Source organism: Micromonospora sp. FIMYZ51 (genome assembly GCF_038246755.1).
GTDB lineage: Bacteria > Actinomycetota > Actinomycetes > Mycobacteriales > Micromonosporaceae > Micromonospora.
Genome location: NZ_CP134706.1, coordinates 5,738,953 through 5,760,358, shown reverse-complemented (window position 1 = coordinate 5,760,358; position 21,406 = coordinate 5,738,953). Strand labels below are relative to the sequence as shown.

The following is a 21,406-nucleotide window of genomic DNA, read 5'->3' as shown; positions in this document are numbered from 1 at the left end:
TAAGTTATGACATTTCCGATTCTTCCATGAGAAATACTCATGAAGTGATGAGCGGTGATGCGGCCCACCCTCCGGGCGGCTGTCCCCGAGGCCGCCTTCCCGGCAGGATCGCGGACATGCACGCTCAGTTCACCGGAGCCTTCGCCGCGTCGCCGGCCGAGCCGGATCCGGCCCGCGACACCGAACGGGGTGCCGGACCGGTCGATCTCGGTCACCACGGCGACGCGGAGGTGGGCGAGGGGCTTGTCGATCTCGCCGTCAACGTGCGGCAGGCCCCGCTGCCGAGCTGGCTGGCCGAGCCGATCACCGCGTCGCTGGCCGACCTGGCGGCGTACCCGGATCCGGGTCCGGCACGGGCCGCCGTCGCCGCCCGACACGGCCGGGAGCCGGCCGAGGTACTGCTGACCGCCGGTGCCGCCGAAGGCTTCGTGCTGGTCGCTCAGGCGCTGCGCGGAGTCCGCCGGCCGGTGGTGGTGCACCCGCAGTTCACCGAACCGGAGGCCGCGCTGCGGGCGGCCGGGCACGACGTGCAGCGGGTGCTGCTCGACCCGGCGGACGGCTTCCGGCTGCACCCGCAGCGGATTCCCGCCGACGCCGACCTGGTCATGATCGGCAACCCGACCAACCCCACCTCGGTGCTGCACCGCGCCGCCGACCTGGCGGCCCTCGCCCGACCGGGCCGGGTACTCGTGGTCGACGAGGCATTCGCCGACACCACCGCCGCGCCCGGCGTACCGGGCGAACCCGAGTCGCTGGCGGCCCGCCGGGACCTGCCCGGACTGCTTGTCGTGCGTAGCCTCACCAAGACCTGGGGGCTGGCCGGGCTGCGGATCGGCTACCTGCTGGGCGAGGCCGCCCTCCTGCGTCGGCTGGCCGCCGTACAGCCGCTCTGGGCCGTCTCCACGCCGGCCCTGGCCGCCGCGACCGCCTGCGCCGGCCCCGCGGCGGTCCGGGCCGAGCGCGCCATCGCCGCGCAACTCGCGGCCGACCGCGACCACCTGATCACCCGACTCGCCGCCCTGCCCGGAGTACGCGTCGCGGGCCGCCCGGCCAGCGCGTTCGTGCTGATCCACCGGCCCGGTGCGGACCGGATCCGGGTCGAGCTGCGCCGCCGGGGCTGGGCGGTGCGCCGCGGCGACACCTTCCCGGGGCTGGGCCCGGACTGGCTGCGGATCGCGGTGCGGGACCGGGCGACCACCGACGCGTTCACCACAGTGCTGGCGGAGATCCTGGAGGCATGATGCTGGAAAGCACGATCGCGGCGATCGGCCCGCTCGACGAGCCGGCGATGACCGCCGCCCGGCAGTTGCAGGCCCGCCTGACCAAACCGGCCGGCTCGCTCGGTGCCCTGGAGGATCTCTCGGTACGCCTCGCCGGCCTGGCCGGTGCCTGCCCGCCGCCGCTGCCCACCCCGGCGGCCGTGGCCATCTTCGCGGGCGACCACGGCGTGCACGCCCAACGGGTCACCGGATGGCCGCAGGAGGTCACCGCGCAGATGGTCGCCAACTTCCTGGCCGGCGGCGCGGTGGTCAACGCGTTCGCCCGGCAGGCCGGCGCCACGGTGACCGTGGTCGACGTCGGCGTGGCCACCCCGCTGCCCGCCCCCGATGCCCCGATCGCCGCCGACCCGGCAACCGAGTCCGGCCCTGCGGCCGATCCGGCGGTGCCCCGGCTGGTGAGCGCCAACGTCCGCCGGGGTACCCGGGACCTGGCCGTCACCGCCGCGCTGACCCGCGACGAGGCACGCGCGGCGATCGAGGTCGGCATCCGGGTCGCCGGGGAACTGGTCGACGCCGGGGCCCGGGTCCTGCTCACCGGCGACATGGGCATCGCCAACACCACCCCCGCCGCCGCGTTGATCGCCGCGTTCGCCGGGGTCGACGCCGCCGAGGCGACCGGCCGGGGCACCGGGGTCGACGACCCGACGTACCAGCACAAGATCGAGGTGGTACGGAACGCGCTGCGCCGGCACGAGCCCGATCCGGCCGACCCGCTGGGCGTACTTGCCACGGTCGGCGGCCTGGAACATGCCGCGCTCACCGGGCTGCTCCTCGGCGCGGCTGCCCGTCGCGTACCGGTGCTGCTGGACGGGGTGATCGCGGTCGCCGCCGCGCTCGCCGCCGTGGCGTTCGCCCCCGACGCGGTCGGAGCGATGATCGCCGGCCACCGCTCCGCCGAACCCGGTGCCACCGTCGCGCTGCGGCGGCTCGGCCTCACCCCACTTGTCGACCTCGGGCTGCGGCTCGGCGAGGGCACCGGCGCGCTGCTCGCGCTGCCCGTGGTCGGCGGTGCGGTCCGGGTGCTGCACGAGGTGGCCACCTTCGACTCCGCCGGGGTGGCCGAGAAGTGACGGCGAACCCCTATCCCCTCGGGCTCCGGCTGGCCGGCCGACGGGTGGTCGTGGTCGGCGGCGGAGCCGTCGCCACCCGCCGGGTACCCGCCCTGCTCGACGCGGGCGCGGACGTGCTGCTGGTGGCACCGGAGATCAGCCCGGCGCTGCGGGCACACGCCGACGCCGGTCGACTGCGCTGGCAGCCCCGCCCGTTCACCCCCGACGACCTGGACAGCGCCTGGTTGGTGCACGTCGCGGTTGACGACCCGACCGTCGCCGCCTCGGTGAGCGCGATTGCCGACGAACGCCGCATCTTCTGCGTACGCGCCGACGACCGGGCGGCGGCGACCGCCTGGACCCCGGCGGTGACCCGGCACGGCCCGGTCACCGTGGCGGTCCTCGGCGGCGGTGACCCCCGCCGCGCGATGACCGTCCGCGACGCCATCCGCACCCTCCTTAGTGCAAGGAAGGGCCCCCTTTTAACGGATTCTGTAGAGGAAGGGCCCCTTCTTAACACCGCACCCGGCACGGCGGCCGGCGGCGCACCCGGCACCGCACCCGGCACGGCGGCCGGCGGCGCACCCGGCACCGCACCCGGCACGGCGGCTGGCGGCGCAACAAACGCGGCACCCGGCACGGCGGCCGGCGGCGCACCCGGCACCGCACCCGGCACGGCGGGCGGCGGCGCAACAAACGCGGCAACCGGCACGGCGGCCGGCGGCGCGACCGACGCCGGGACCGATGCGGCGGCTGGCGGCACGACCGGTGGCGCGGCTGGCGGGGTCGGCCGGGTCGCGCTTGTGGGCTCCGGCCCCGGTGATCCGGAGCTGATCACCGTCAAGGGCTGGCGGCTGCTCACCGAGGCGGACGTCGTGGTCGCCGACCGGCTCGTGCCGGGCCTGCTGCTCGACGAACTGCGGTCGGGCGTGGAACTGGTGGACGCCTCCAAGATCCCGTACGGCCCGTCCCGCACCCAGGATGAGATCAACCGGATTCTGGTCGACCGCGCGCAGGCCGGCGCCTTCGTGGTACGCCTCAAGGGAGGTGACCCGTACGTCTTCGGTCGGGGTGGTGAGGAGTTGCTGGCCTGCGCGCAGGCCGGCATACCGGTGACCGTGGTGCCGGGCGTGACCAGTTCGATCGCCGCCCCGGCTGCCGCCGGCATCCCAGTCACCCACCGCGCGGTGGCGCACGAGTTCACCGTGGTGTCCGGGCACGTCGCGCCCGATTCGCCGGCCTCGCTGGTGCGCTGGGAGGCCCTGGCTCAGTTGCGTGGCACGTTGGTGATCCTGATGGGACTGAAGAACCTGCCGGCGATCACCGACACGTTGCTGGCACACGGGCGGCCGGCGGACACCCCGACGGCGGTGGTGCAGGAGGCCACCACCGGCGCGCAGCGGATCGTCCGCTCGACGCTCGGCACCGTGGCCACCGACGTGGCCGCCGCGGGCCTGCGCCCACCGGCCGTGGTCGTGGTCGGCGACGTCGTCACCGCACTGCACGCACGCTGACCCACCGCAGGCAAACGCCGCTGGCCGGCACCCTTGTCGGGTGCCGGCCAGCGAGTGTTCGTCTGTGGTCAGCTGTTCCAGTGTTCGGCGACCAGGTCAGCGGCCTGCTGCTCCCACTGGGCGTACAGGAACGGGTGCGCCGAGACCTGCACCGTCTGGGCGGCCTCGGTCAGCGGCATCTCCTGCCACCCGTCGACCTGCTTCAGACCCTTCAGGAACGCCGTGGTCGAGTACTGCGGATCGGTGATCTGCTCCACCGTGCCCCAACCCGAGGACGGACGCTGCTGGAACAAGCCCTGCGAGTCGTGGTCGTTACGGTCACCCAGATGACCCAGGTTCTCCAGCTTCGACTCCTGCAACGCCGTCGCGATCGACACCACCGCGGCCCGCTCGTCCATACCGGCCTTCTTCGTCGCCGCGATGATCGCCTTCACGTTCTCGGTCTGCTCATCGGTCAACTCGATCCGCGACTGCTCACCCTGCACACCATGCGGAATCAGCTTGCTGTTGTCGGGCTTGTCGGCCTGCACCACACCCACCGGCTTACCGGCAGCCAGCGCGCCACCATCGACGTGCGCCGCGACCGGACCGGCGACCATGCCACCGGCAAAAGCCAGACCAGCAACACCCAACACACTCTTACGCAGCATCGTGTTCATGACAAAGGCTCCATTCGGGGGTTGGCGCACACACCGACGACACGGGGGATGCCGGGCGCACGCAAGCACCGTCCGGCGCTCACAAACAAGGGAAAGATCAGAGATCCAGCACGCGGGGCCAGAAAGCCACTTCGCGACGCCGGGACCAGGTACAACCACCGCCGGCCCGCCATCATTCCGGGCCCCGCAAACCCCGGGGCACATCCCAGGGGCCTGCTGCGGTCGGTCACCCGGTTACAACGCCGCGACCACCCCGCCGATTCCGGCTGCCGGCCGCCGACCGGACCCGAAAATCGGACATCCGGCGGTATACCCGACAGATCGCGGCAATGGCGAAGCGGCCGGAGGCGAAGCGCTCCGGCCGCTTGGGCGGTTTGTGCGGATGGCTACTGCTTGAGCATGTTGTCCAGCAGCAGTGCGCAGCGGATGACCCCGAGGTGGCTGTACGCCTGCGGGTGGTTGCCCAGGCCGCGCTCGGCGAGCGGGTCGTACTGCTCGGGCAACAGCCCGGTCGGGCCCGCCGTGTCGATCATCTGGGTGAACAGCTCCTCGGCGTCGGTACGCCGGCCGGTACGCAGGTACGCCTCGATCAGCCACGCGGTGCAGATGTGGAAGCCACCCTCGCGCCCGGGCAGACCGTCGTCCCAGTGGTAGCGGTAGACCACCGGGCCGCTGCGCAGGTCCGCCTCGATCTTCAGCACCGTGGAGAGGAAGCGCGGGTCGTCACCGGGCAACAGGCCGGACAGGCCGATCCACAACGACGAGGCGTCCATGTCCTCGTCGCCGTACGCGACGCTGTACGCCTCGGCGTGCTCGTGCCACCCGTATTCGAGCACGTTTGCGGCGATCCGGTCGCGTAGCTCCACCCACTCCACCCGGTCTCCGCCGCCGTGCTGGCGGGCCACGTGCAGCGCCCGGTCGACGGTCATCCAGCACATCACCTTCGAGAAGATGTGGTGCCGGGGCGGCAGCCGGGCCTCCCAGATGCCGTGGTCCGGCTCGTGCCAGCGGCGGCGGACCGCCTCGACCATGTTCTCCAGCACCCGCCACTCCTCGGCCCGTACCGAGCCGCGTACGTCGGCGGTGGCGGCGATCAGGTCGGCGATCGGGCCGAAGACGTCCAGTTGGAGCTGGTGGTTGGCGAGGTTGCCGACGCGGACCGGCCGGGACCCGGCGTAGCCGGGCAGGGTGTCGATCACGGCCTCGGCACCCAGCTCGTAGCCGTCCACCGTGTAGAGCGGGTGCAGCCGCTCGGGGTGCCCGCCGGTGCGTTCCACGCAGCCGTCCACCCAGCGCAGGAACGCCTCGGCCTCGCTTATCGAACCCAGGTCGACAAGGGCACGGGCGGTCATCGCGGCGTCGCGCAGCCAGCAGTAGCGGTAGTCCCAGTTGCGTACGCCGCCCAACTCCTCGGGAAGCGAGGTGGTCGCCGCCGCCAGGATGGAGCCGGTCGCCTCGTGGCAGAGGCCGCGCAACGTCAGCGCGCTGCGGGCGACCAGGTCCCGGGCGGTGGTGGGCAGCCGCAACGTGGCGACCCAATCCTTCCAGGGTCGCTCCGCCGCGGCCTGCCGCTCGTGGATCGGTAGCCGGTGGTGTTCCAGGCTGTGCGTACCGAAGCGCAGTTCCAGCACCACCTGCCCGCCGAGCGCGGCGAGATCCACCACCGCCTTGGCGCTGGCGTACCCGCCGTCGTTGCCCACCTCCCACTGCACGCCGGGGGAGTAGAGCGCGGCCGGCTCGTTGGAACCGAGCACGAGCAGGCCGTCGCCGAGCGGTTGGAGCTGCACCGCGACCTGGGCGAACTCCGGCCGTGGCGCGAATTCCAGCCGTACCCGGCCGGTACCGGTGAGGACCCGGATCAGGGTGGAGTCTCCGGCGATGATCGCCGGACCGTCCGGGGTGGCCTTCGGGTCCGGCTTGTCGAGCCAGTCCGTGACGGTAAGCCCCGACCAGCGGGTCTCCACGGTCATCGTGCCCGACCGGTAGCGCTGACCGAGCGGAATGCCGCCGCGCTCCGGTGCGACGCTGAAGTGCCCGGCCGGGCTGCCGCCGACCAGGTCGGCGAAGATCGCGGCCGAGTCGGGCTTGGGGTGGCAGAGCCAGGTCACCTTCGCGTCGGGCGTGAGCAGCGCGACCGTACGCCCGTTGGCAAGCATCGAGTGCCGTTCGATCGGCACCGCCCGCTCGCCGAAGAGCCAGTGCCGGCGGGTCTCCAGCAGCAGGCCGAGTGCCCGGGCGGCCTCGATCGGCTCGGCCACCCGGTAGTCGGCCTTGGTCTCGCCCGGCCCGATCTTGATGCCGACGTCGGGGCCGCTCAGGTTGCCGAAGGCGTTCTCGTCGGTGACGTCGTCGCCGATGAAGAGCACCGCGCTGGCCGAGAGCTGGGTACGCAGTTGGTCGACCGCGGTGCCCTTGTGGGTGGCCACCACGGACAGCTCGATTACCTCCTTGCCCTGGGTGACGGTGACGTCCGGCCAGGTGGCGGGGCCGTTGCGGACCGCCTCGATGGCTGCGGCGGCGATCTGGGGGGCGACCCCACGGGTGTGTACCGCGACGCTTGCCGGCTTGCGTTCGAGCCGTACACCCGGGTGGGCCGAGGCGATCTCGCGCAGCGACTCCCGCAGCCGGGTGCGTACGGCGATCAGTTCGGGGGAGAGCCGTTCGACGAAGCCGATGTCGAACTCGGAGCCGTGGCTGCCGACCAGGTGAACCTCGCTTGGCAGCCGGGAGAGCGCGGCCAGGTCACGCAGCGCACGCCCGGAGACCACGGCGACCGTGGTCTGCGGCAGCGCGGCAAGTGCGCGCACCGCGGCAACCGACTCCGGCAACGGTACGGCCTTGCTCGGGTCCGCCACGATCGGCGCGAGGGTGCCGTCGTAGTCGCAGGCGACCAGGAGCTGAGGTACCCGGGCGATTCGCCCGATGGCGGCCCGGAGTTCCGGTGCCATGGTGCCCGCAGGGGGCATGACGATCTCGGCTGCGGCGGCGTTCACGCCGCCTCCATGTCGGGGACACCGAGTTCGGTGAGGAAGGACTTCGCCCAGTGCCCCACATCATGGGTGCGCAGATGGCGTTGCATGGTCCGCATACGGCGACGAGCCTCCGGCTTCTCCACATGCACGGCCCGGAGTAGAGCGTCCTTGACCGCGTCCGGGTCGTGCGGGTTGCACAGGAACGCCTGACGCAGCTCGGTGGCCGCGCCGGCGAACTCACTGAGTACGAGTGCGCCCCCGTGGTCCGCTCGCGACGCGACGTACTCCTTGGCCACCAGGTTCATGCCGTCTCGCAGTGGAGTCACCATCATCACATCGGCAGCGGCGTACATCGCAGCCAGTTCGGTCCGACTGTACGACTGATGGAGATAGTGCACTGCCGGGACTCCCACCCGTCCGAATTCGCCATTAATCCGACCAACCTCGCGCTCCACCTTGACGCGAAGCGCCTGGTAGTGCTCCACCCGCTCCCGGCTGGGGGTGGCGACCTGCACCATAACGGCGTCCGGAACTGTCAACTTTCCGTCAGCAAGCAATTCGCGGAAAGCCTTGAGTCGCAGCTCGATGCCCTTGGTGTAGTCGAGCCGGTCCACGCCAAGGATGATCGTCCGCGGGTTGCCCAGCTCCTCGCGGATCTCCTTGGCCCGCGCCTGGATCGCCGGGTCCGCCGCCAGCCGCTCCATCTCCTTGGTGTCGATCGAGATGGGGAACGCGCCGGCCTTCACCCGGCGGCCGTCCACCTGGATCATCTGCCCCTCGTAGCGCAGACCGAGCAGGTGCCGGGCCAGCCGGACGAAGTTCTGTGCGGCCAGCCGCTGCTGGAAGCCGACCAGGTCGGCCCCGAGCAGCCCGCGCAGGATCTCGGTCCGGAACGGCATCTGCATGAACAGCTCGATCGGCGGGAACGGGATGTGCAGGAAGAAACCGATCCGCAGGTCAGGACGGAGTTCCCGGAGCATCGCCGGCACCAGCTGGAGCTGGTAGTCCTGCACCCACACCGTGGCGCCCTCGGCCGCCACGTCCGCCGCGGCCTCCGCGAACCGGGCATTGACCAGGCGGTACGCCTCGCGCCAGCGGCGCTTGAAGGCGGGCGTCTCGACGGCGTCGTGGTAGAGCGGCCAGATCGTGGCGTTGGACTGACCCTCGTAGTAGCGCTCCAACTCCTCGGCGCTCAGCGGCACCGGATGCAGTCGGATGCCCTCCAGATCGAACGGCTCGGGCGCCGGGCCGGTGCCACCGGCCCAGCCGACCCAGGTGCCGTGGTGCTCGGCGAGGACGGGATGCAGCGCGGTGACCAGCCCACCCGGGCTGCGTCGCCACTGCCGCCCCTCTGGTGTGCTCACCTCGTCGACCGGTAGGCGGTTCGCCACTACGACAAAGGAGCTACGGACGGTCACGATCGGCCACCTCCGGGTGCTGACGGGTCCACCGCGATGAGCGTACTGAGCGTAGCTGCGGTGTCTGTTCCCCCGTGCCGGAGTCACGTACCCGTCCCAGACTGGCCGAACCGCCGGCGTGATCATGGTGACAGGTCGTCCGGCCGAGGGCGTGACCGCCCCGCCGCGAGCCGTTGTCCGGGCGGGGCGATGTGGGCGCGGGCCCGCGTACCTGTCAGGATTGAGGATGGCGTGCGCGCGGCCGGCCCCGGCCGGCAGGCACGGGTGGCGGCGCGGCCCGCGCCCCGCACCACGCAATTCGGCGAACGCAATCGACGGAGGTAGCCCGCACCGTGGCCCAGTACATCTACGTCCTGGAAAAGGCGCGCAAGGCGCACGGCGACAAGGTCGTGCTCGACAACGTGACGCTTAGCTTCCTGCCGGGGGCCAAGATCGGTGTGGTCGGCCCGAACGGTGCTGGTAAGTCCAGCCTGCTCAAGATCATGGCAGGCTTGGACCGGCCGAGCAACGGCGAGGCCCGGCTGATGCCCGGCTACACCGTCGGACTGCTGGCCCAGGAGCCGCCACTCAACGACGCCAAGACCGTCCTCGGCAACATCGAGGAGGCGGTGGCCGACACCAAGGCCAAACTGGAGCGGTTCAACAAGATCGCCGAGCAGATGGCCACCGACTACTCCGACGAGTTGATGGAGGAGATGGGCAAGCTCCAGGAGGAGCTGGACCACGCCGACGCCTGGGACATCGACTCCAAGCTCGAGCTGGCCATGGACGCGCTGCGCTGCCCGCCGCCGGACGCCGACGTCACCACGCTCTCCGGTGGCGAGCGGCGCCGGGTGGCGCTCTGCAAGCTCCTGCTGGAGGCGCCCGACCTGCTGCTGCTCGACGAGCCCACAAACCACCTGGACGCGGAGAGCGTGCAGTGGCTGGAGCAGCACCTGGCCAAGTACGCCGGCACCGTGCTGGCCATCACCCACGACCGGTACTTCCTGGACAACGTGGCCGGCTGGATCCTGGAGCTGGACCGGGGCCGGGCCGTCGGCTACGAGGGCAACTACTCCACCTACCTGGAGAAGAAGGCCGCCCGGCTCTCCGTGGAGGGCCGCCGCGACGCCAAGATGAAGAAGCGCCTCGCCGACGAGCTGGAATGGGTCCGCTCCAACGCCAAGGCCCGGCAGACCAAGTCCAAGGCCCGTCTCGACCGGTACGACGAGATGGCCGCCGAGGCGGAGAAGACCCGCAAGCTGGACTTCGAGGAGATCCAGATCCCGCCGGGCCCGCGCCTGGGCAACACCGTCATCGAGGCGCAGAACCTGACCAAGGCCTTCGGTGACCGGGTGCTTATCGACAACCTGTCCTTCTCGCTGCCCCGCAACGGCATCGTCGGCATCATCGGCCCGAACGGCGTCGGCAAGACCACCCTGTTCAAGACGATCGTCGGGCTGGAGCAGCCGACCGCCGGCTCGGTAAAGGTCGGCGACACCGTCTCGCTGTCGTACGTCGACCAGAACCGGCAGGGCCTGGCCGGCGACAAGACCGTCTGGGAGGTCGTCTCGGACGGGCTGGACCACCTGATGGTGGGCAAGGTCGAGATGCCGTCCCGGGCGTACATCGCCGCCTTCGGGTTCAAGGGACCGGATCAGCAGAAGCCGACAAAGGTGCTCTCCGGTGGCGAGCGCAACCGGCTCAACCTGGCGCTCACGCTCAAGATCGGCGGGAACGTGATCCTGCTCGACGAGCCCACCAACGACCTGGACGTGGAGACGCTCTCCAGCCTGGAGAACGCGCTGCTGGAGTTCCCCGGCTGCGCCGTGGTGATCTCCCACGACCGGATGTTCCTGGACCGGGTCGCCACGCACATCCTGGCCTGGGAGGGCGACGAGGAGAACCCGGCGAAGTGGTTCTGGTTCGAGGGCAACTTCGAGGCGTACGAGAAGAACAAGATCGACCGGCTCGGCGCCGAGGCGGCCCGGCCGCACCGGGTGACCTACCGCAAGCTGACCCGCGACTGATCGGGGCCGGTACCCGTGGCTGACCGGTTTGTCTACGAGTGCACCCTGCGGTGGTCCGACCTGGACGCCTACGGGCACGTCAACAACGCCCGCTTCCTCACCCTCTACGAGGAGGCCCGGGTGGCGTTGATGTTCGTCGGTGCCCGGGCACAGGGCGTCGACTCGTTCGCCGACGGAGTGGTGATCCGCCGGCACGAGGTCGACTACCTGCGCCCGGTCGACTACGCCCTGGGCCGGGCCACCGCGGAGGCGGCCCCGACGGTACGGATCGAGCTCTGGGTGGAGCAGGTCCGGGCCGGTTCCTTCACCATCGGCTACGAGATGTACGACGGTGAGCTGCTGGTCAGCCGGGCGCGCTCGGTGCTGGTGCCGTTCGACCTGACCCGGCAGCTGCCTCGGCGACTCACCGAGTCGGAGCGCACCTTCCTGCTCGGGTACGCCACGTGACCGGCGTCGGCCCGCAGCACGGCATCGAGGGCGTCGCCGACGCCGAGGCATTCCTGGCCCGGCTGGTCCGGCTGGAGCGCGACGCCCTGGTCCGACTGCGTCCGGCCGGTACGCCCGGGCGTACCGCCCTCTGGGCCCGGCTGCCGTGGGGGGTGCTGGCGGTTCGCACCGTGGCCGGCGCGGCCGGCGCGGACGCCACAGTCGTGGCCGGACAGTTGCTCGCCGAGTTGGCGGCCGGCGGCACCGCGCTGCCGGATCGGCAGGATGCCCGGTGGCGGTGGCCGCTCCCGCCGCCGGCCAGCCAACGGGTCGAGACGCTGCCCGGCGGTGAGCTGCGCCGGCTCGCCGAGGCGGCGGCGGACACCCTGCGGACGGCGGGCGCGCACGGGGTCGGCGGCCGGGCGGTCGGCCAGCGGGCGCTGCGGGACGCGCTGCTGGACCACGTCGCCGTGGTGGTGACTCCGGACGACGAGCCGGGCCGCCCGGTACGGGTGACCCAGCGGATGGTGCAGGGAGTGATCCGGATGGGGTTCCTCGGGCCCGAGGATTCCCCCGGGCCGGACGGGGTACAGGTCCGGGCGGCTGGCCGATGGGTCGGCCTGGTGGGACCGTACGGAGCCGTGTGGTCGCAGAAGGCCACGGATCTTGTCGTAAAGCCCGTCGCGACTCATCCGTTCGGGTGACCACCTATCGTAAATCCGGGTTGGGGCTGGCGTTGGGGGGATGCTTCGTACCGGCTGTCCGGGTACCGTCCATCCTCGGATCCCAACCCACCGTAGGCGACTGGATCCGCTGGGGAGTGAGGTGCGCGAGCGATGCCGTGGTGGTCATGGCGCCCTGGTCCCGCCAGTGGCGGCGACTCGGAAACTCGAAGCAGGATCACGGTGGAGGGTGCCGTCCGGGTTGGACCGCCGGCGCCCCGTAAGCCGGGGGACGACTGTCCAGGCGGTGATCATTCCTTGATCGCCGACATGCCGGCCACCGTCGAACCGGTCACCCTGCGCCGGATCTGCGATGCGCTCGACCTGCTCGACGTGCGCTATCTCGCCGACGGCGACGGCAATCTGCTGGCCATGTGGGAACGGCACGCCGTGCTGGTCACCCTCGAAGGCCCGGAGGACGAGATCCTCGTGCTTCGGGCGCGGCCACACGCGACCGTGCCGCCGGACTGGGCGGACCGGGCGTACCGGGTGGTCAACGAGTGGAACCACACCCGACGCTTCTGCAAGGCGTACGTGGGTGACGCCACCGAGCGGGGCCAGTTGCCGATCTACGCCGAGTTGCAGGTGCCGCTCGCCGCCGGCACCCACGACGCGCTCCTGGTCGAGTTGCTCGATTGCGGGGCCGCCGTGGCGACGAGCTTCGTCGACTGGCTGCACGACGAGGGCGCCCTGCTCTGACGCCGCCGCCCAGGGCGGCCGGGCCACGTGCGTCGGCCGCCCAGGGCGGCCGGGCCACGTGCCTGGGCGGTCGGGCGTACGTGCGTCGGCCGCGCTCTGGGTGGCCGGGCCACGTGCCTGGGCGGTCGGGCGTACGTGCGTCGGCCGCGCTCTGGGTGGCCGGGCCACGTGCCTGGGCGGTCGGGCCGGGGCCCGCCGGTGGCGGCAGGGCCGCCGGGGCCGCCGGTGGCGGCAGTGCCGCCGGGGCCGCCGTCGAGCAGGGTCACGCGGGGGCGGCCGGGTCCTCCATCGTGTTCACCATGAAGTACGCCGCCCGTTCGAGGTAGTTCCAGAGTTCGGTGGCGGTCGCCGGTGGCAGGTCGAGGCTGGCGACGGCCCGGCGCATGTGGCGTAGCCAGGCGTCGCGCTCGGCAGCGCCGATCCGGAACGGCGCGTGCCGCATCCGCAGCCGGGGATGTCCCCGCTGGGCGGAGTAGGTGCTCGGGCCGCCCCAGTACTGGATCAGGAAGAGCCGCATCCGCTCGTTGGCCGGACCCAGGTCCTCCTCCGGGTACATCGGGCGCAGCAGCGGGTCGGTGGCGATGCCGGCGTAGAACTCGTCGACCAGCTTGCGGAACGTGGGCTCGCCGCCGACGGCGTCGAAGAGCGTGACCGCCTCGCCGCGGGGTTCGGACTCAGCTGCGGAATTCACCGTTCCATCCTGCCAGGCTTCCCCCGTCGGCCGCCCGGGCCGGGGCGGGCGCAGCCGGTGGTTCAGGTCACCCGGACGGTCGGCGGCCGGTGGGTCAGGTCACCCGGACGGCCGGTGGTCAGGTCACCGCGTGTCGCGGCCGGCCCGGTCCCACGTGCCCGGGGCCCGGATCGTCGGACGGCGGCTGCGCCTCGGCACCGCCGGGGGAATCCCGCCCGGCGGCGGCGATGGCGGCGGCGACGGTCTGTGGGTCCGGAAAACGCCGGGCGACGAACGCCATCAGCACCACCCCGGCGGCGCTCCACACCCCCACCACCAGTGGGATCGGGAACCGCTCGGCGAGCAGGCCGGTGATCAGCACCGAGACACCCTGGATCACCTGTATGCCCGACCCCATCACGCCGAACGCCCGGGCCCGGAAGCCGTCGGGGAGGGCCTGGACGAACAGACCGTTGGCCACCGGGATGATGCCGGCGACCGCGAACCCGCAGACCGCGGCGAGCAGCGCCACCACTACCGGCGGCGGGTCGAACAGCGCCGGCACCAGCGCCAACGGGGCGAGCACGGCCAACGGTCGCAGCAGGCTCTGCTGGCGCGCCTGAGTGAGGGTCCGCCCGACCAGCAGACCGCCGAGCACGAAGCCCACCGGGTTGGCGGCCATGATCAGCGCCTGGGCCGCCCCGGCCTGCAACTCGTCGTCGACGTGCTCGTTGGCCCAGGCCGCCGCCAGCCCCTCGGGCACGATGGAGAAGAGCACCGCGCTGAAGACGAGTACGGCGATCGCCCGCAACACCGGGGTACGGAAGATCAGTCCGAACCCGGCGGCGGTTTCCCGGAGCAGATGGCTGCGGTGCGAGCTGTCCATCGCCGGCGGCCGGTCGCGTACGCCGAACCGGACGAGCAGGGCCGACATCGCCAGCGCGCCCGCGTTCAACAGCAGCGCGGCGGAGGGGTTGACCGTCGCCACGGCGGCGCCGAGCAGGTAGCCGACGACCTGGGCCGCCTGCCCCGCGCTGGCGAAGAGCGAGAGCCCGAGGACGAGCCGCTCCTTCGACAGGATCTGCGGCGTCAACGCGGAGCGTGCCGACTGGCTCGGAGGATTGGCCAGGGTGGTGAGGAAGATCAGCGCCAGGACCGCCGCCACCGGCATTCCCGGGATGGCGATGAGCAGCATGAACGCCATGCGGATGAGGTCGCAGATGACCATGACCTGCCGGTAGCGGTGCCGCTCGGCGATGGCCGCGAGCAGTGGGCCGCCGATCAGCCAGGGCAGGAAGCTGACCGCGAACGCGGTGGCGGAGAGAGCGACGGACTCGGTGGCCCGGTAGACGAGGAGGGTGACCGCCGCCTTGGCGACGTAGTCGCCGAGCCAGGTCAGCGTGGTGGCCGCGAGGACGGCGCGGTACTCACTCTGGGCGAAAACCTCCCGGAAGGTGGTGGGTCCTTCCCGACGAGGTTGCTCGTCCGACACCATCGCCTCCATCGCCCCGGCAGCGCGCCACTCGTGATGGCAGCCCCGGGACCATCGTCAGATCTGCGGATCAGCGAGGACGTGACCACGCTCGGGGAGCGCGTGCACCGGATTCTGCCCGATTGTCTGACAACTGGCTAGGGCGAACGGCTTGATCGTCACATCCCCGACTGAACCGAACGGACGATACCTGAGGGGCCGCTCAGTCGCGACCCCCCGTCGGACGGCCTGTCGAGACCGGCCTCGCCTCCATCGCCCGATCGCCGGTAGCGCTCATCCGGAAGCACCCCGGCCGGTTTCGGTGCCCCCTGGAGTAGGTGCGCCGGGGAAGCCGCGCCCGGCCATCAGCCGTGCCGTGATGCCGGAGTTCTCAAGTGCCTCGGCGAGCCGTCGCCGCAGCTCCCGGGCCACGGCGGCCTGCCCGTCGGCGGTGGTCTTGACCACGGTCCGGATCACGGTGCCCTCCATCGTGACCTGCTCGATGCCGAGCACCTGCGGTGGCTCGACCACCGACGGTTCGAGTTCCGGATCCACCGCGATCGAGGCGGCGGCCGTCCGCAGCACCGCGGTGGCCTCCTCGGTGCTGGCGAAGCCGATCGGCAGGTCGACCACTGCCAGCGCCCAGCCCTGGCTCTTGTTGCCCACCCGGACGACCTCACCGTTGCGGATGTACCAGAGCACGCCTCGCCCGTCACGGACGGTGGTGACCCGCAGGCCGACCGCTTCGACCACCCCGGTCGCCTCGCCGAGGTCGACCGTGTCGCCGACGCCGTACTGGTCCTCGATCAGCATGAACAGCCCGGCGATCAGGTCCTTCACCAGGCTCTGCGCGCCGAAACCGAGGGCGACGCCGGCGATGCCCGCGCTGGCCAGCAGCGGCGCCAGGTCGAAGCTGAATTCCTTGAGCACCATCAGCAGGGCGATGCCGAAGATGAAGGCGGTACTCAGGCTGCGCAGCACCGAACCGATCGCTTCGGCCCGCTGCCGGCGGCGCTCCGGGACGAATTCGCCGGGCTCGGCGGTGGCGGACGGGATGCGCTCGCGCAGCGGACGCAGCATCGTGGGTACGCCGGCGTCGCTGGTGGTCCGCACGAGCCGCCGGATGGTCCGGTGCACCAGCCACCGGGCGGACACCGCCAGCAGCAGGATCAGGATGATCCGCAGCGGCTTGATCAGAATCCAGTAACTGCCCTCGGCGAACCACACCGAGCCGGTCAGGTCCCACGCCCAGCGGCACAGGCTCAGGCTCTCGGTGAGGCACTCCGGACTTGGCACCTCGGGTGTCTCGGACGGAGCCGGGCTCGGCGTGACTGGTGCGGGGCTGGGCATGCGGAGGGTCACCCTGATTTCGTACCGCAAGTCCCCGCCGGGCCCACCATCGACCCACCGGCGGGTGGCGCGGACCGCGCCGGAGCCACCGGCGGGCGAAAGCTCCGCCAGGTACCCGGGATTAGTGCGTGCATTCGCGGGTCCGATCAGGGACGATTGGCGCAACGGACGTCGGTGATTCGGCCGGCGTGGAGGTGGTGTAGGGCTGTGTCCGGCACCGGTCGGCGGTGGCGTGTTGGCAGCCGCCTGACCGGGAGGGTGACGCGATGCCTGACATACGACCCGCAGTGGGCTCCGGCGCGCTGGTCCTCAACGCCACCTACGAGCCGCTGTGTGTCGTGTCGGTCCGTCGAGCCGCGATCCTCGTGCTCTCCGCCAAGGCGGTCTGCGTCGCCGACGGCGAGGGAATCCTGCACAGCGCCCGCAGCGCGCTTCCGGTGCCCTCGGTCGTTCGCCTCACCCGGTTCGTCCGGGTTCCGTACCGGACCCACGTGGGTCTGTCCCGCCGGGCGATCTTCGCCCGGGACGGTTGGCGGTGCGCCTACTGCCGTGGGCCGGCCGAGACGATCGACCACGTCTTCCCGCGCAGTCGCGGCGGGCGGCACGCGTGGGAGAACGTGGTCGCCGCCTGCGCCAGGTGCAACCACACGAAGGGCGACAAGACCCCTGCCGAGTTGGGTTGGCGGCTCACCGCGCCACCCACCGCGCCGAAGGGGATCGCCTGGCGGGTGCTCGGCCACCGGGCCCCCGATCCACGCTGGGCCGACTGGCTGGACCTGCGCGAACCCGAGGCCGCCTGACCGCACCGGGACCCCGCCGGCCGCCGGGTCGGCGGGCAGTCACCGCGCCTCCACCAGCGAGGCGAAGACGATCACGTTGTCCGCGTAGCCGGTCTCGCCGCCCACCCAACGACCGCCGCAGGTGATCAGCCGCAACTGGGGTCGGCTGAAGTCGCCGAAGACCTCGCCCGCAGGCAGTTTCTCCTTGTCGTACCGGCCGACCCGGTCCACCTCGAAGATCGCCACCGAGCCGTCCGAGCGGGCCACCTCCACCCGGTCGCCGGCTCGCAGCTCCCGCAGGTGCGCGAAGACGGCCGGGCCGGTGTGGGTGTCGACGTGTCCGACGATGACGGCCGGACCGTACTGACCGGGGGTCGGACCCTGGTCGTACCAGCCCGCCTCCTGGGCCCGCTCCGTCGTCGGTGCGGCGATGCTGCCGTCCGGGGCGATGCCCACGCTGTGCACGGGGGCCTCGAGCTCGATCGAGCTGATTTCGAGGCCGAGCGGCTGGCTCGCCGGCAGCACCGGAAACTCCTTGGGCGGGGGTACCAACCCGGCGATGAAGCGGTCCGGCAGGACGCTCATCCCGGTCACCCGCTCGACGCCGAGCATCGTGATGATCAGCAGCATCAGCGCGCCGACCGCAAGCGCGGGCAGGCCCGGCCCGGAACGCCGCCGGTACCCCGTCGACCCGACCCGGCGCGCTCTCGCCGCCACCGGCGCGGCCGACGGATCGGGTGTGGCGACGCTGGCCGTACCCATCTGGGCGGCGGTCCGGCGCAGCCGGCGGGCCGCCGCGGCCATCCGCCGCCGCCAGGCCCTGCGTCGGCGTACGGCGGTCCGGCGCGAGCCCGGACCCGGTTCCGGCGTGGGTACGCGGGAGCCGATCATGGCCGTGATGAGGTCAGGAGCCGGTCCGGCGACGGCTGCTGAACAGCCCGAAGACCACCGCCGCAGCCACCGTCGCGGCCCCGCCGAGCAGCAGCATCGAGCCGGTGCTCCGGCCAGCGGTGCCACCGCCACCGGTCGCCGGGCCCTTGGTGGGCTGCTCCATGTTCAGGACGGTGAGCGTGGTGCTGGCGGTCTGGCCGTTGTTGCAGCGCAGATGCACCGGATAGTCCCCGGCCGCCTTGTTGCCGGGCACCGTGACGTCGCCGGTGAGGAAGCCGTTGTCCGGCCGCAGAAAGACCCGGTTGAAGGCGTCCGAGGTCACCTCGGCCTGCCGGTTGTTGGCGTTGTCGCAGCTGGCCCGGATGTGCACCCGGGAGCCGGCCTGCACGCTGTTCGGCGTGACCTCGACGAAGGTGTTGTCACCCGCTCGGGCGGGTGCCGCGCCGATCAGGACGAACGCCCCGATCAGGACGAACGCGCCGAGCAGCCGGACGATTGTGGACGAAGCGTGCAGCACGCCTCCGTACGGTCGCAGACCCCGCATGATCCTCCCTCCCGGCACCGGTGCACCGGTCCTGCTGGGGCGACCCGCGGTGCTTTCCCCCTGCCCGCTCGGCTAACCGGGAGGCGGATGTTAAGAAGGGGCCCTTCCTCTACCGGAGGCGTTAGTAGGGGGCCCTTCCTTCTCCCGGGTCAGGGGGCGCCAGCCGAGGGGGGTGGAGAGGACCATGGTGCTGGAGGGCTGGCCGTACGGGGCGAGTCGGTCGATTACCGCCTCGAACTCGCCGATCGAACCGGCCGCCACCTTCAGCACGCTGCACGCGTCACCGGTGATCCGGTGGATCTCCAGGATCTCCGGCCAACCGGCGACGTCGGGGTCGTGCAGGATGCACCGGGAGCCGTAACAGGACATCCGGATCAGCGCGACCACCGTGCGGCCGGCGCGGGTCAGGTCGACGTGGGCGTGGTAGCCGGTGATCACACCGGTTTCCTCAAGCCGGCGGACCCGCTCCGCCACGGCCGGCGGGGAGAGGTGCACCCGGCGGGACAGCTCGCTGAACGACAGCCGCGCGTCGGCCTGCAACTCGCGGAGCAGGGCCCAGTCCATCTCGTCCACCGCTCAACTTTACGCCTGGCAAGTCAACCAGGTCGAGCGCCTTTTGTTCGGCAGGTTGATCCTGCAAAGCGCCGTTGAACAGGCATTCCATCCGGCGTGACGGACGGGAGATCATGAGGAATCGTGAGCCCAGGAAGGAGCGGACGGATGGAGCAGACCGAGCTGCGCCCTCGGACGGTGGTGCGTCCGGTCACACCCCGGCAGCGCGCGGCCCGGGCCGCCCGCAACGGCGGCGAACCGACGCTTGACTTCACCGAGCGGGTGCCCTACGACGCCTACGTGCAGGCCAGTACGCTGCACCGGTTGCAGGAGCCGCTGAGCGACGACCCGGGCGAGATGTCCTTCCTGATGGTCAGCCAGATCATGGAGCTGTACTTCGGGCTGACCTGCCACGAGTTGCGGGACACCGCCCGGCTGCTGCGCCAGGACCAGGTGTGGGCGGCGCTGGCCCCGCTGCGCCGGGCCGCGCTGCACCTGGAGGGCCTCAACGCCGCCTGGCGCGGCCTGCGCTGGATGACCCCGGCCGACTTCAACCGCTTCCGTAACCTGCTCGGCGAGGGCTCCGGCTTCCAGTCGGCCATGTACCGGCACCTGGAGTTCCTGCTCGGGCTGCGGGACCCCGCGCTGATCCGGCCGTTCCGCCGGCAGACCGAGGTGTACGCCGAACTGACCCAGGCGCTGGCCACGCCGAGCGTCTGGGACGAGGTGCTCGCCCTGCTCGACCGGCACGGACACGGCCTGCCCGCCGAACTGCTGGAGCGGGACGTGGCAATCGAGCACGAGGCGCACCCGGCCGTCGAGGCGGCCTGGGTGCGGATCTACGCCGACCCCGGCCCGGATAACCACCTGCGCCTGCTCGGCGAGGCGCTCACCGAGGTGGCCGAGCAGTTCGGCGACTGGCGGCACCACCACATCAAGGCGGTGCAGCGGACCATGGGTGCCAAGGTCGGCAGCGGTGGCTCGGCCGGGCTGGCGTGGCTGCAACGGAGCATGGCCCGGGTGGTCTTCCCCGAGCTGTGGTCGGCCCGGACGGCGATGTGAGGCGGGAGGCGCAGATGACCACGAGGACCGACCAGACCGAGCCGCCCCGCCCCGGTGAGGCGGAAGCTCTCCGGCTCGACGCCGCCGATCCGGGCCACCGGCACCTGTTCCACGTGCCGCCGGCCGACGGCGGACGCTATCCCGAGACGGCGTACCTGGCCGGCAACTCGCTCGGCCTGCAACCGAAGGCGACCCGCGCCGAGCTGCTGGCCGACCTGGACGACTGGAGCCGGCTCGGGGTCGAGGGCCACCTGGAGGCGCAACGCCCCTGGCTGCCGTACCACGAACTGCTGACGGCGCCCGCGGCGCGACTGGTCGGCGCCCGGCCCACCGAGACCGTGGTGATGAACTCGCTTACGGTGAACCTGCACCTGCTGATGGTCAGCTTCTACCGGCCGGCCGGCGAACGGACCCGGATCGTCATCGAGGACACCGCCTTCCCGTCGGACAGCTACGCGGTGCGCAGCCAGGCCCGGTTCCACGGGCTCGACCCGGACACCACGGTGGTCCGGCTGAAGCCCCGCCCCGGCGAGGAGAACCTGCGGACCGAGGACGTCACCGAGTTCCTGGCGGCCGAGGGGCACACCGTCGCGCTGGTCCTGCTCGGTGGGGTCAACTACCTGACCGGCGAGCTGATGGACATTCCGACGATCACCGCCGCCGGCCGGGCCGCCGGTGCGGTCGTCGGCTGGGACCTGGCGCACGCGGCGGGCAACGTGCCGCTGGCACTGCACGACTGGGACGTCGACTTCGCCGCCTGGTGCTCGTACAAGTACCTCAACTCCGGTCCCGGCGCGCTGGCCGGGGTCTTCGTGCACGAGCGGCACCACGGCGACCCCACGCTGCCCCGCTTCGAGGGCTGGTGGAGCACGGCGGCGCAGACCCGTTTCGAGATGACCCCGGTCTCCCGGCCGCCGGCCACCGTCGAGGCGTGGCAGATCTCCAACCCGCCGATCTTCGCGATGGGTCCGGTACGCACCTCGCTTGAGATCTTCGACGCCGTCGGCATGCCGGCGCTGCGCGAGCGCAGCCAGCGCCTGACCGGCTACCTTGAGCGGCTGCTGGACGAGGTCACCGCCGACCGGCCGCTGACCGTGGTCACCCCGCGCGAGGCGAGCCAGCGCGGCTGCCAGCTCTCGGTTCGCATCGGCACCGGCAGCGCCAACGAGTTGACCAAGCGGCTGCGGCACGAACACGGCGTGGTCGCCGATGCCCGGGAACCCGACATCGTCCGGTTCGCCCCGGTGCCGCTCTACTCGACGTACCACGACTGCTGGCGGGTCGCCGACGCGCTGGCCGCGACCGTGGCAGCCACCTCATGAACGCGGGACGCGACGAG

At 71.8% G+C, this 21,406-nt stretch carries 18 protein-coding genes and 2 pseudogenes; 11 read left to right on the top strand and 9 right to left on the bottom strand.

Annotated elements, in window-relative coordinates:
* Positions 1–116 precede the first annotated feature (116 nt).
* The 4 genes and pseudogenes from cobC to cobA all read left to right on the top strand — a co-directional run.
* A complete protein-coding gene (gene cobC, locus QQG74_RS25700; RefSeq protein WP_341717266.1) occupies positions 117–1,241 on the top strand; it encodes an Rv2231c family pyridoxal phosphate-dependent protein CobC in 1,125 nt (374 codons plus the stop codon).
* On the top strand, positions 1,241–2,350 hold the full coding sequence (gene cobT / locus QQG74_RS25695) for a nicotinate-nucleotide--dimethylbenzimidazole phosphoribosyltransferase (RefSeq protein ID WP_341721381.1): 1,110 nt from the start codon (positions 1,241–1,243) through the stop codon (positions 2,348–2,350). Before cobC ends, cobT begins: the two co-directional genes overlap by 1 nt.
* A pseudogene (locus tag QQG74_RS25690) lies at positions 2,347–2,910 on the top strand (NAD(P)-dependent oxidoreductase); the annotation flags it as partial. The gene cobT and the pseudogene QQG74_RS25690, both read left to right, overlap by 4 nt.
* A gap of 207 nt (positions 2,911–3,117) precedes the next feature.
* Positions 3,118–3,843, top strand: a pseudogene (cobA, locus tag QQG74_RS25685) (uroporphyrinogen-III C-methyltransferase); the annotation flags it as partial.
* 68 nt (positions 3,844–3,911) lie between these two features.
* On the opposite strand, the gene QQG74_RS25680 reads toward cobA, so the two are convergent.
* The 3 genes from QQG74_RS25680 to QQG74_RS25670 all read right to left on the bottom strand — a co-directional run bounded on the left by QQG74_RS25680 (position 3,912) and on the right by QQG74_RS25670 (position 8,892).
* The gene (locus tag QQG74_RS25680; protein WP_341717265.1) at positions 3,912–4,502 is read right to left on the bottom strand and encodes a hypothetical protein; all 591 of its coding nucleotides are present in this window, start codon (positions 4,500–4,502) and stop codon (positions 3,912–3,914) included.
* A gap of 386 nt (positions 4,503–4,888) precedes the next feature.
* On the bottom strand, positions 4,889–7,468 hold the full coding sequence (otsB, locus tag QQG74_RS25675) for a trehalose-phosphatase (protein WP_341721380.1): 2,580 nt from the start codon (positions 7,466–7,468) through the stop codon (positions 4,889–4,891).
* Between the two features lie 23 nt (positions 7,469–7,491).
* Positions 7,492–8,892 carry a trehalose-6-phosphate synthase gene (locus QQG74_RS25670; protein WP_341717264.1) on the bottom strand — a complete coding sequence of 467 codons (1,401 nt, stop codon included), beginning with the start codon at positions 8,890–8,892 and terminating at the stop codon, positions 7,492–7,494.
* A 332-nt stretch (positions 8,893–9,224) separates the two neighbouring features.
* Between QQG74_RS25670 and ettA the strand changes: the two genes are divergently transcribed.
* From ettA to QQG74_RS25650, 4 genes are all read left to right on the top strand, one after another.
* Positions 9,225–10,901 (top strand): energy-dependent translational throttle protein EttA, encoded by a 1,677-nt coding sequence (gene ettA / locus QQG74_RS25665; RefSeq protein WP_341717263.1) that lies wholly within the window; start codon positions 9,225–9,227, stop codon positions 10,899–10,901.
* A 15-nt stretch (positions 10,902–10,916) separates the two neighbouring features.
* Entirely contained in the window at positions 10,917–11,348 is a 432-nt protein-coding gene (locus QQG74_RS25660; protein ID WP_341717262.1) for a thioesterase family protein, read from the top strand.
* Positions 11,345–12,031 carry a hypothetical protein gene (locus QQG74_RS25655; protein WP_341717261.1) on the top strand — a complete coding sequence of 229 codons (687 nt, stop codon included), beginning with the start codon at positions 11,345–11,347 and terminating at the stop codon, positions 12,029–12,031. Before QQG74_RS25660 ends, QQG74_RS25655 begins: the two co-directional genes overlap by 4 nt.
* A gap of 132 nt (positions 12,032–12,163) precedes the next feature.
* Positions 12,164–12,748, top strand: coding sequence for a YbjN domain-containing protein (locus QQG74_RS25650; protein WP_341717260.1), 585 nt, complete (start codon positions 12,164–12,166; stop codon positions 12,746–12,748).
* Between the two features lie 262 nt (positions 12,749–13,010).
* On the opposite strand, the gene QQG74_RS25645 is transcribed toward QQG74_RS25650, so the two are convergent.
* From QQG74_RS25645 to QQG74_RS25635, 3 genes are all read right to left on the bottom strand, one after another.
* A complete protein-coding gene (locus QQG74_RS25645; protein WP_341717259.1) occupies positions 13,011–13,439 on the bottom strand; it encodes a globin in 429 nt (142 codons plus the stop codon).
* A 118-nt stretch (positions 13,440–13,557) separates the two neighbouring features.
* Positions 13,558–14,913 carry an MFS transporter gene (locus QQG74_RS25640; RefSeq protein WP_341717258.1) on the bottom strand — a complete coding sequence of 452 codons (1,356 nt, stop codon included), beginning with the start codon at positions 14,911–14,913 and terminating at the stop codon, positions 13,558–13,560.
* A 270-nt stretch (positions 14,914–15,183) separates the two neighbouring features.
* On the bottom strand, positions 15,184–16,239 hold the full coding sequence (locus tag QQG74_RS25635) for a mechanosensitive ion channel family protein (RefSeq protein ID WP_341721379.1): 1,056 nt from the start codon (positions 16,237–16,239) through the stop codon (positions 15,184–15,186).
* 266 nt (positions 16,240–16,505) lie between these two features.
* Here QQG74_RS25635 and QQG74_RS25630 point away from each other — a divergent pair, with 266 nt between their 5' ends.
* Positions 16,506–17,039, top strand: a complete 534-nt coding sequence (locus QQG74_RS25630; protein ID WP_341717257.1) for an HNH endonuclease — start codon at positions 16,506–16,508, stop codon at positions 17,037–17,039.
* Between the two features lie 39 nt (positions 17,040–17,078).
* On the opposite strand, the gene QQG74_RS25625 is transcribed toward QQG74_RS25630, so the two are convergent.
* The 3 genes from QQG74_RS25625 to QQG74_RS25615 form a co-directional block, all read right to left on the bottom strand.
* Positions 17,079–17,822, bottom strand: coding sequence for a class F sortase (locus QQG74_RS25625; RefSeq protein ID WP_341721378.1), 744 nt, complete (start codon positions 17,820–17,822; stop codon positions 17,079–17,081).
* A 100-nt stretch (positions 17,823–17,922) separates the two neighbouring features.
* Positions 17,923–18,453: a hypothetical protein gene (locus tag QQG74_RS25620; RefSeq protein WP_341717256.1), complete on the bottom strand. Its 531-nt coding sequence runs from the start codon at positions 18,451–18,453 to the stop codon at positions 17,923–17,925.
* A 90-nt stretch (positions 18,454–18,543) separates the two neighbouring features.
* A complete protein-coding gene (locus QQG74_RS25615) occupies positions 18,544–19,026 on the bottom strand; it encodes an Lrp/AsnC family transcriptional regulator (protein ID WP_341717255.1) in 483 nt (160 codons plus the stop codon).
* A 147-nt stretch (positions 19,027–19,173) separates the two neighbouring features.
* Between QQG74_RS25615 and QQG74_RS25610 the strand changes: the two genes are divergently transcribed.
* Together QQG74_RS25610 and kynU are read left to right on the top strand one after the other, a co-directional pair.
* Entirely contained in the window at positions 19,174–20,067 is an 894-nt protein-coding gene (locus QQG74_RS25610; RefSeq protein WP_341717254.1) for a tryptophan 2,3-dioxygenase family protein, read from the top strand.
* 14 nt (positions 20,068–20,081) lie between these two features.
* Complete coding sequence (gene kynU / locus QQG74_RS25605; RefSeq protein WP_341717253.1) at positions 20,082–21,389, top strand: kynureninase; 1,308 nt, start codon at positions 20,082–20,084, stop codon at positions 21,387–21,389.
* Positions 21,390–21,406 lie beyond the last annotated feature (17 nt).

Coding starts and splice junctions, on each gene's coding strand:
- QQG74_RS25630 (WP_341717257.1), top strand. CDS start 16,506: ATGCCTGACATACGACCCGCAGTGGGCTCCGGCGCGCTGGTCCTCAAC.
- QQG74_RS25650 (WP_341717260.1), top strand. CDS start 12,164: ATGCCGTGGTGGTCATGGCGCCCTGGTCCCGCCAGTGGCGGCGACTCG.
- cobT (WP_341721381.1), top strand. CDS start 1,241: ATGCTGGAAAGCACGATCGCGGCGATCGGCCCGCTCGACGAGCCGGCG.
- QQG74_RS25620 (WP_341717256.1), bottom strand. CDS start 18,453: ATGCGGGGTCTGCGACCGTACGGAGGCGTGCTGCACGCTTCGTCCACA.
- kynU (WP_341717253.1), top strand. CDS start 20,082: ATGACCACGAGGACCGACCAGACCGAGCCGCCCCGCCCCGGTGAGGCG.
- QQG74_RS25625 (WP_341721378.1), bottom strand. CDS start 17,822: ATGGCCGCGGCGGCCCGCCGGCTGCGCCGGACCGCCGCCCAGATGGGT.
- otsB (WP_341721380.1), bottom strand. CDS start 7,468: ATGCCCCCTGCGGGCACCATGGCACCGGAACTCCGGGCCGCCATCGGG.
- QQG74_RS25635 (WP_341721379.1), bottom strand. CDS start 16,239: ATGCCCAGCCCCGCACCAGTCACGCCGAGCCCGGCTCCGTCCGAGACA.
- cobC (WP_341717266.1), top strand. CDS start 117: ATGCACGCTCAGTTCACCGGAGCCTTCGCCGCGTCGCCGGCCGAGCCG.
- QQG74_RS25680 (WP_341717265.1), bottom strand. CDS start 4,502: ATGAACACGATGCTGCGTAAGAGTGTGTTGGGTGTTGCTGGTCTGGCT.
- QQG74_RS25640 (WP_341717258.1), bottom strand. CDS start 14,913: ATGGTGTCGGACGAGCAACCTCGTCGGGAAGGACCCACCACCTTCCGG.
- QQG74_RS25610 (WP_341717254.1), top strand. CDS start 19,174: ATGGAGCAGACCGAGCTGCGCCCTCGGACGGTGGTGCGTCCGGTCACA.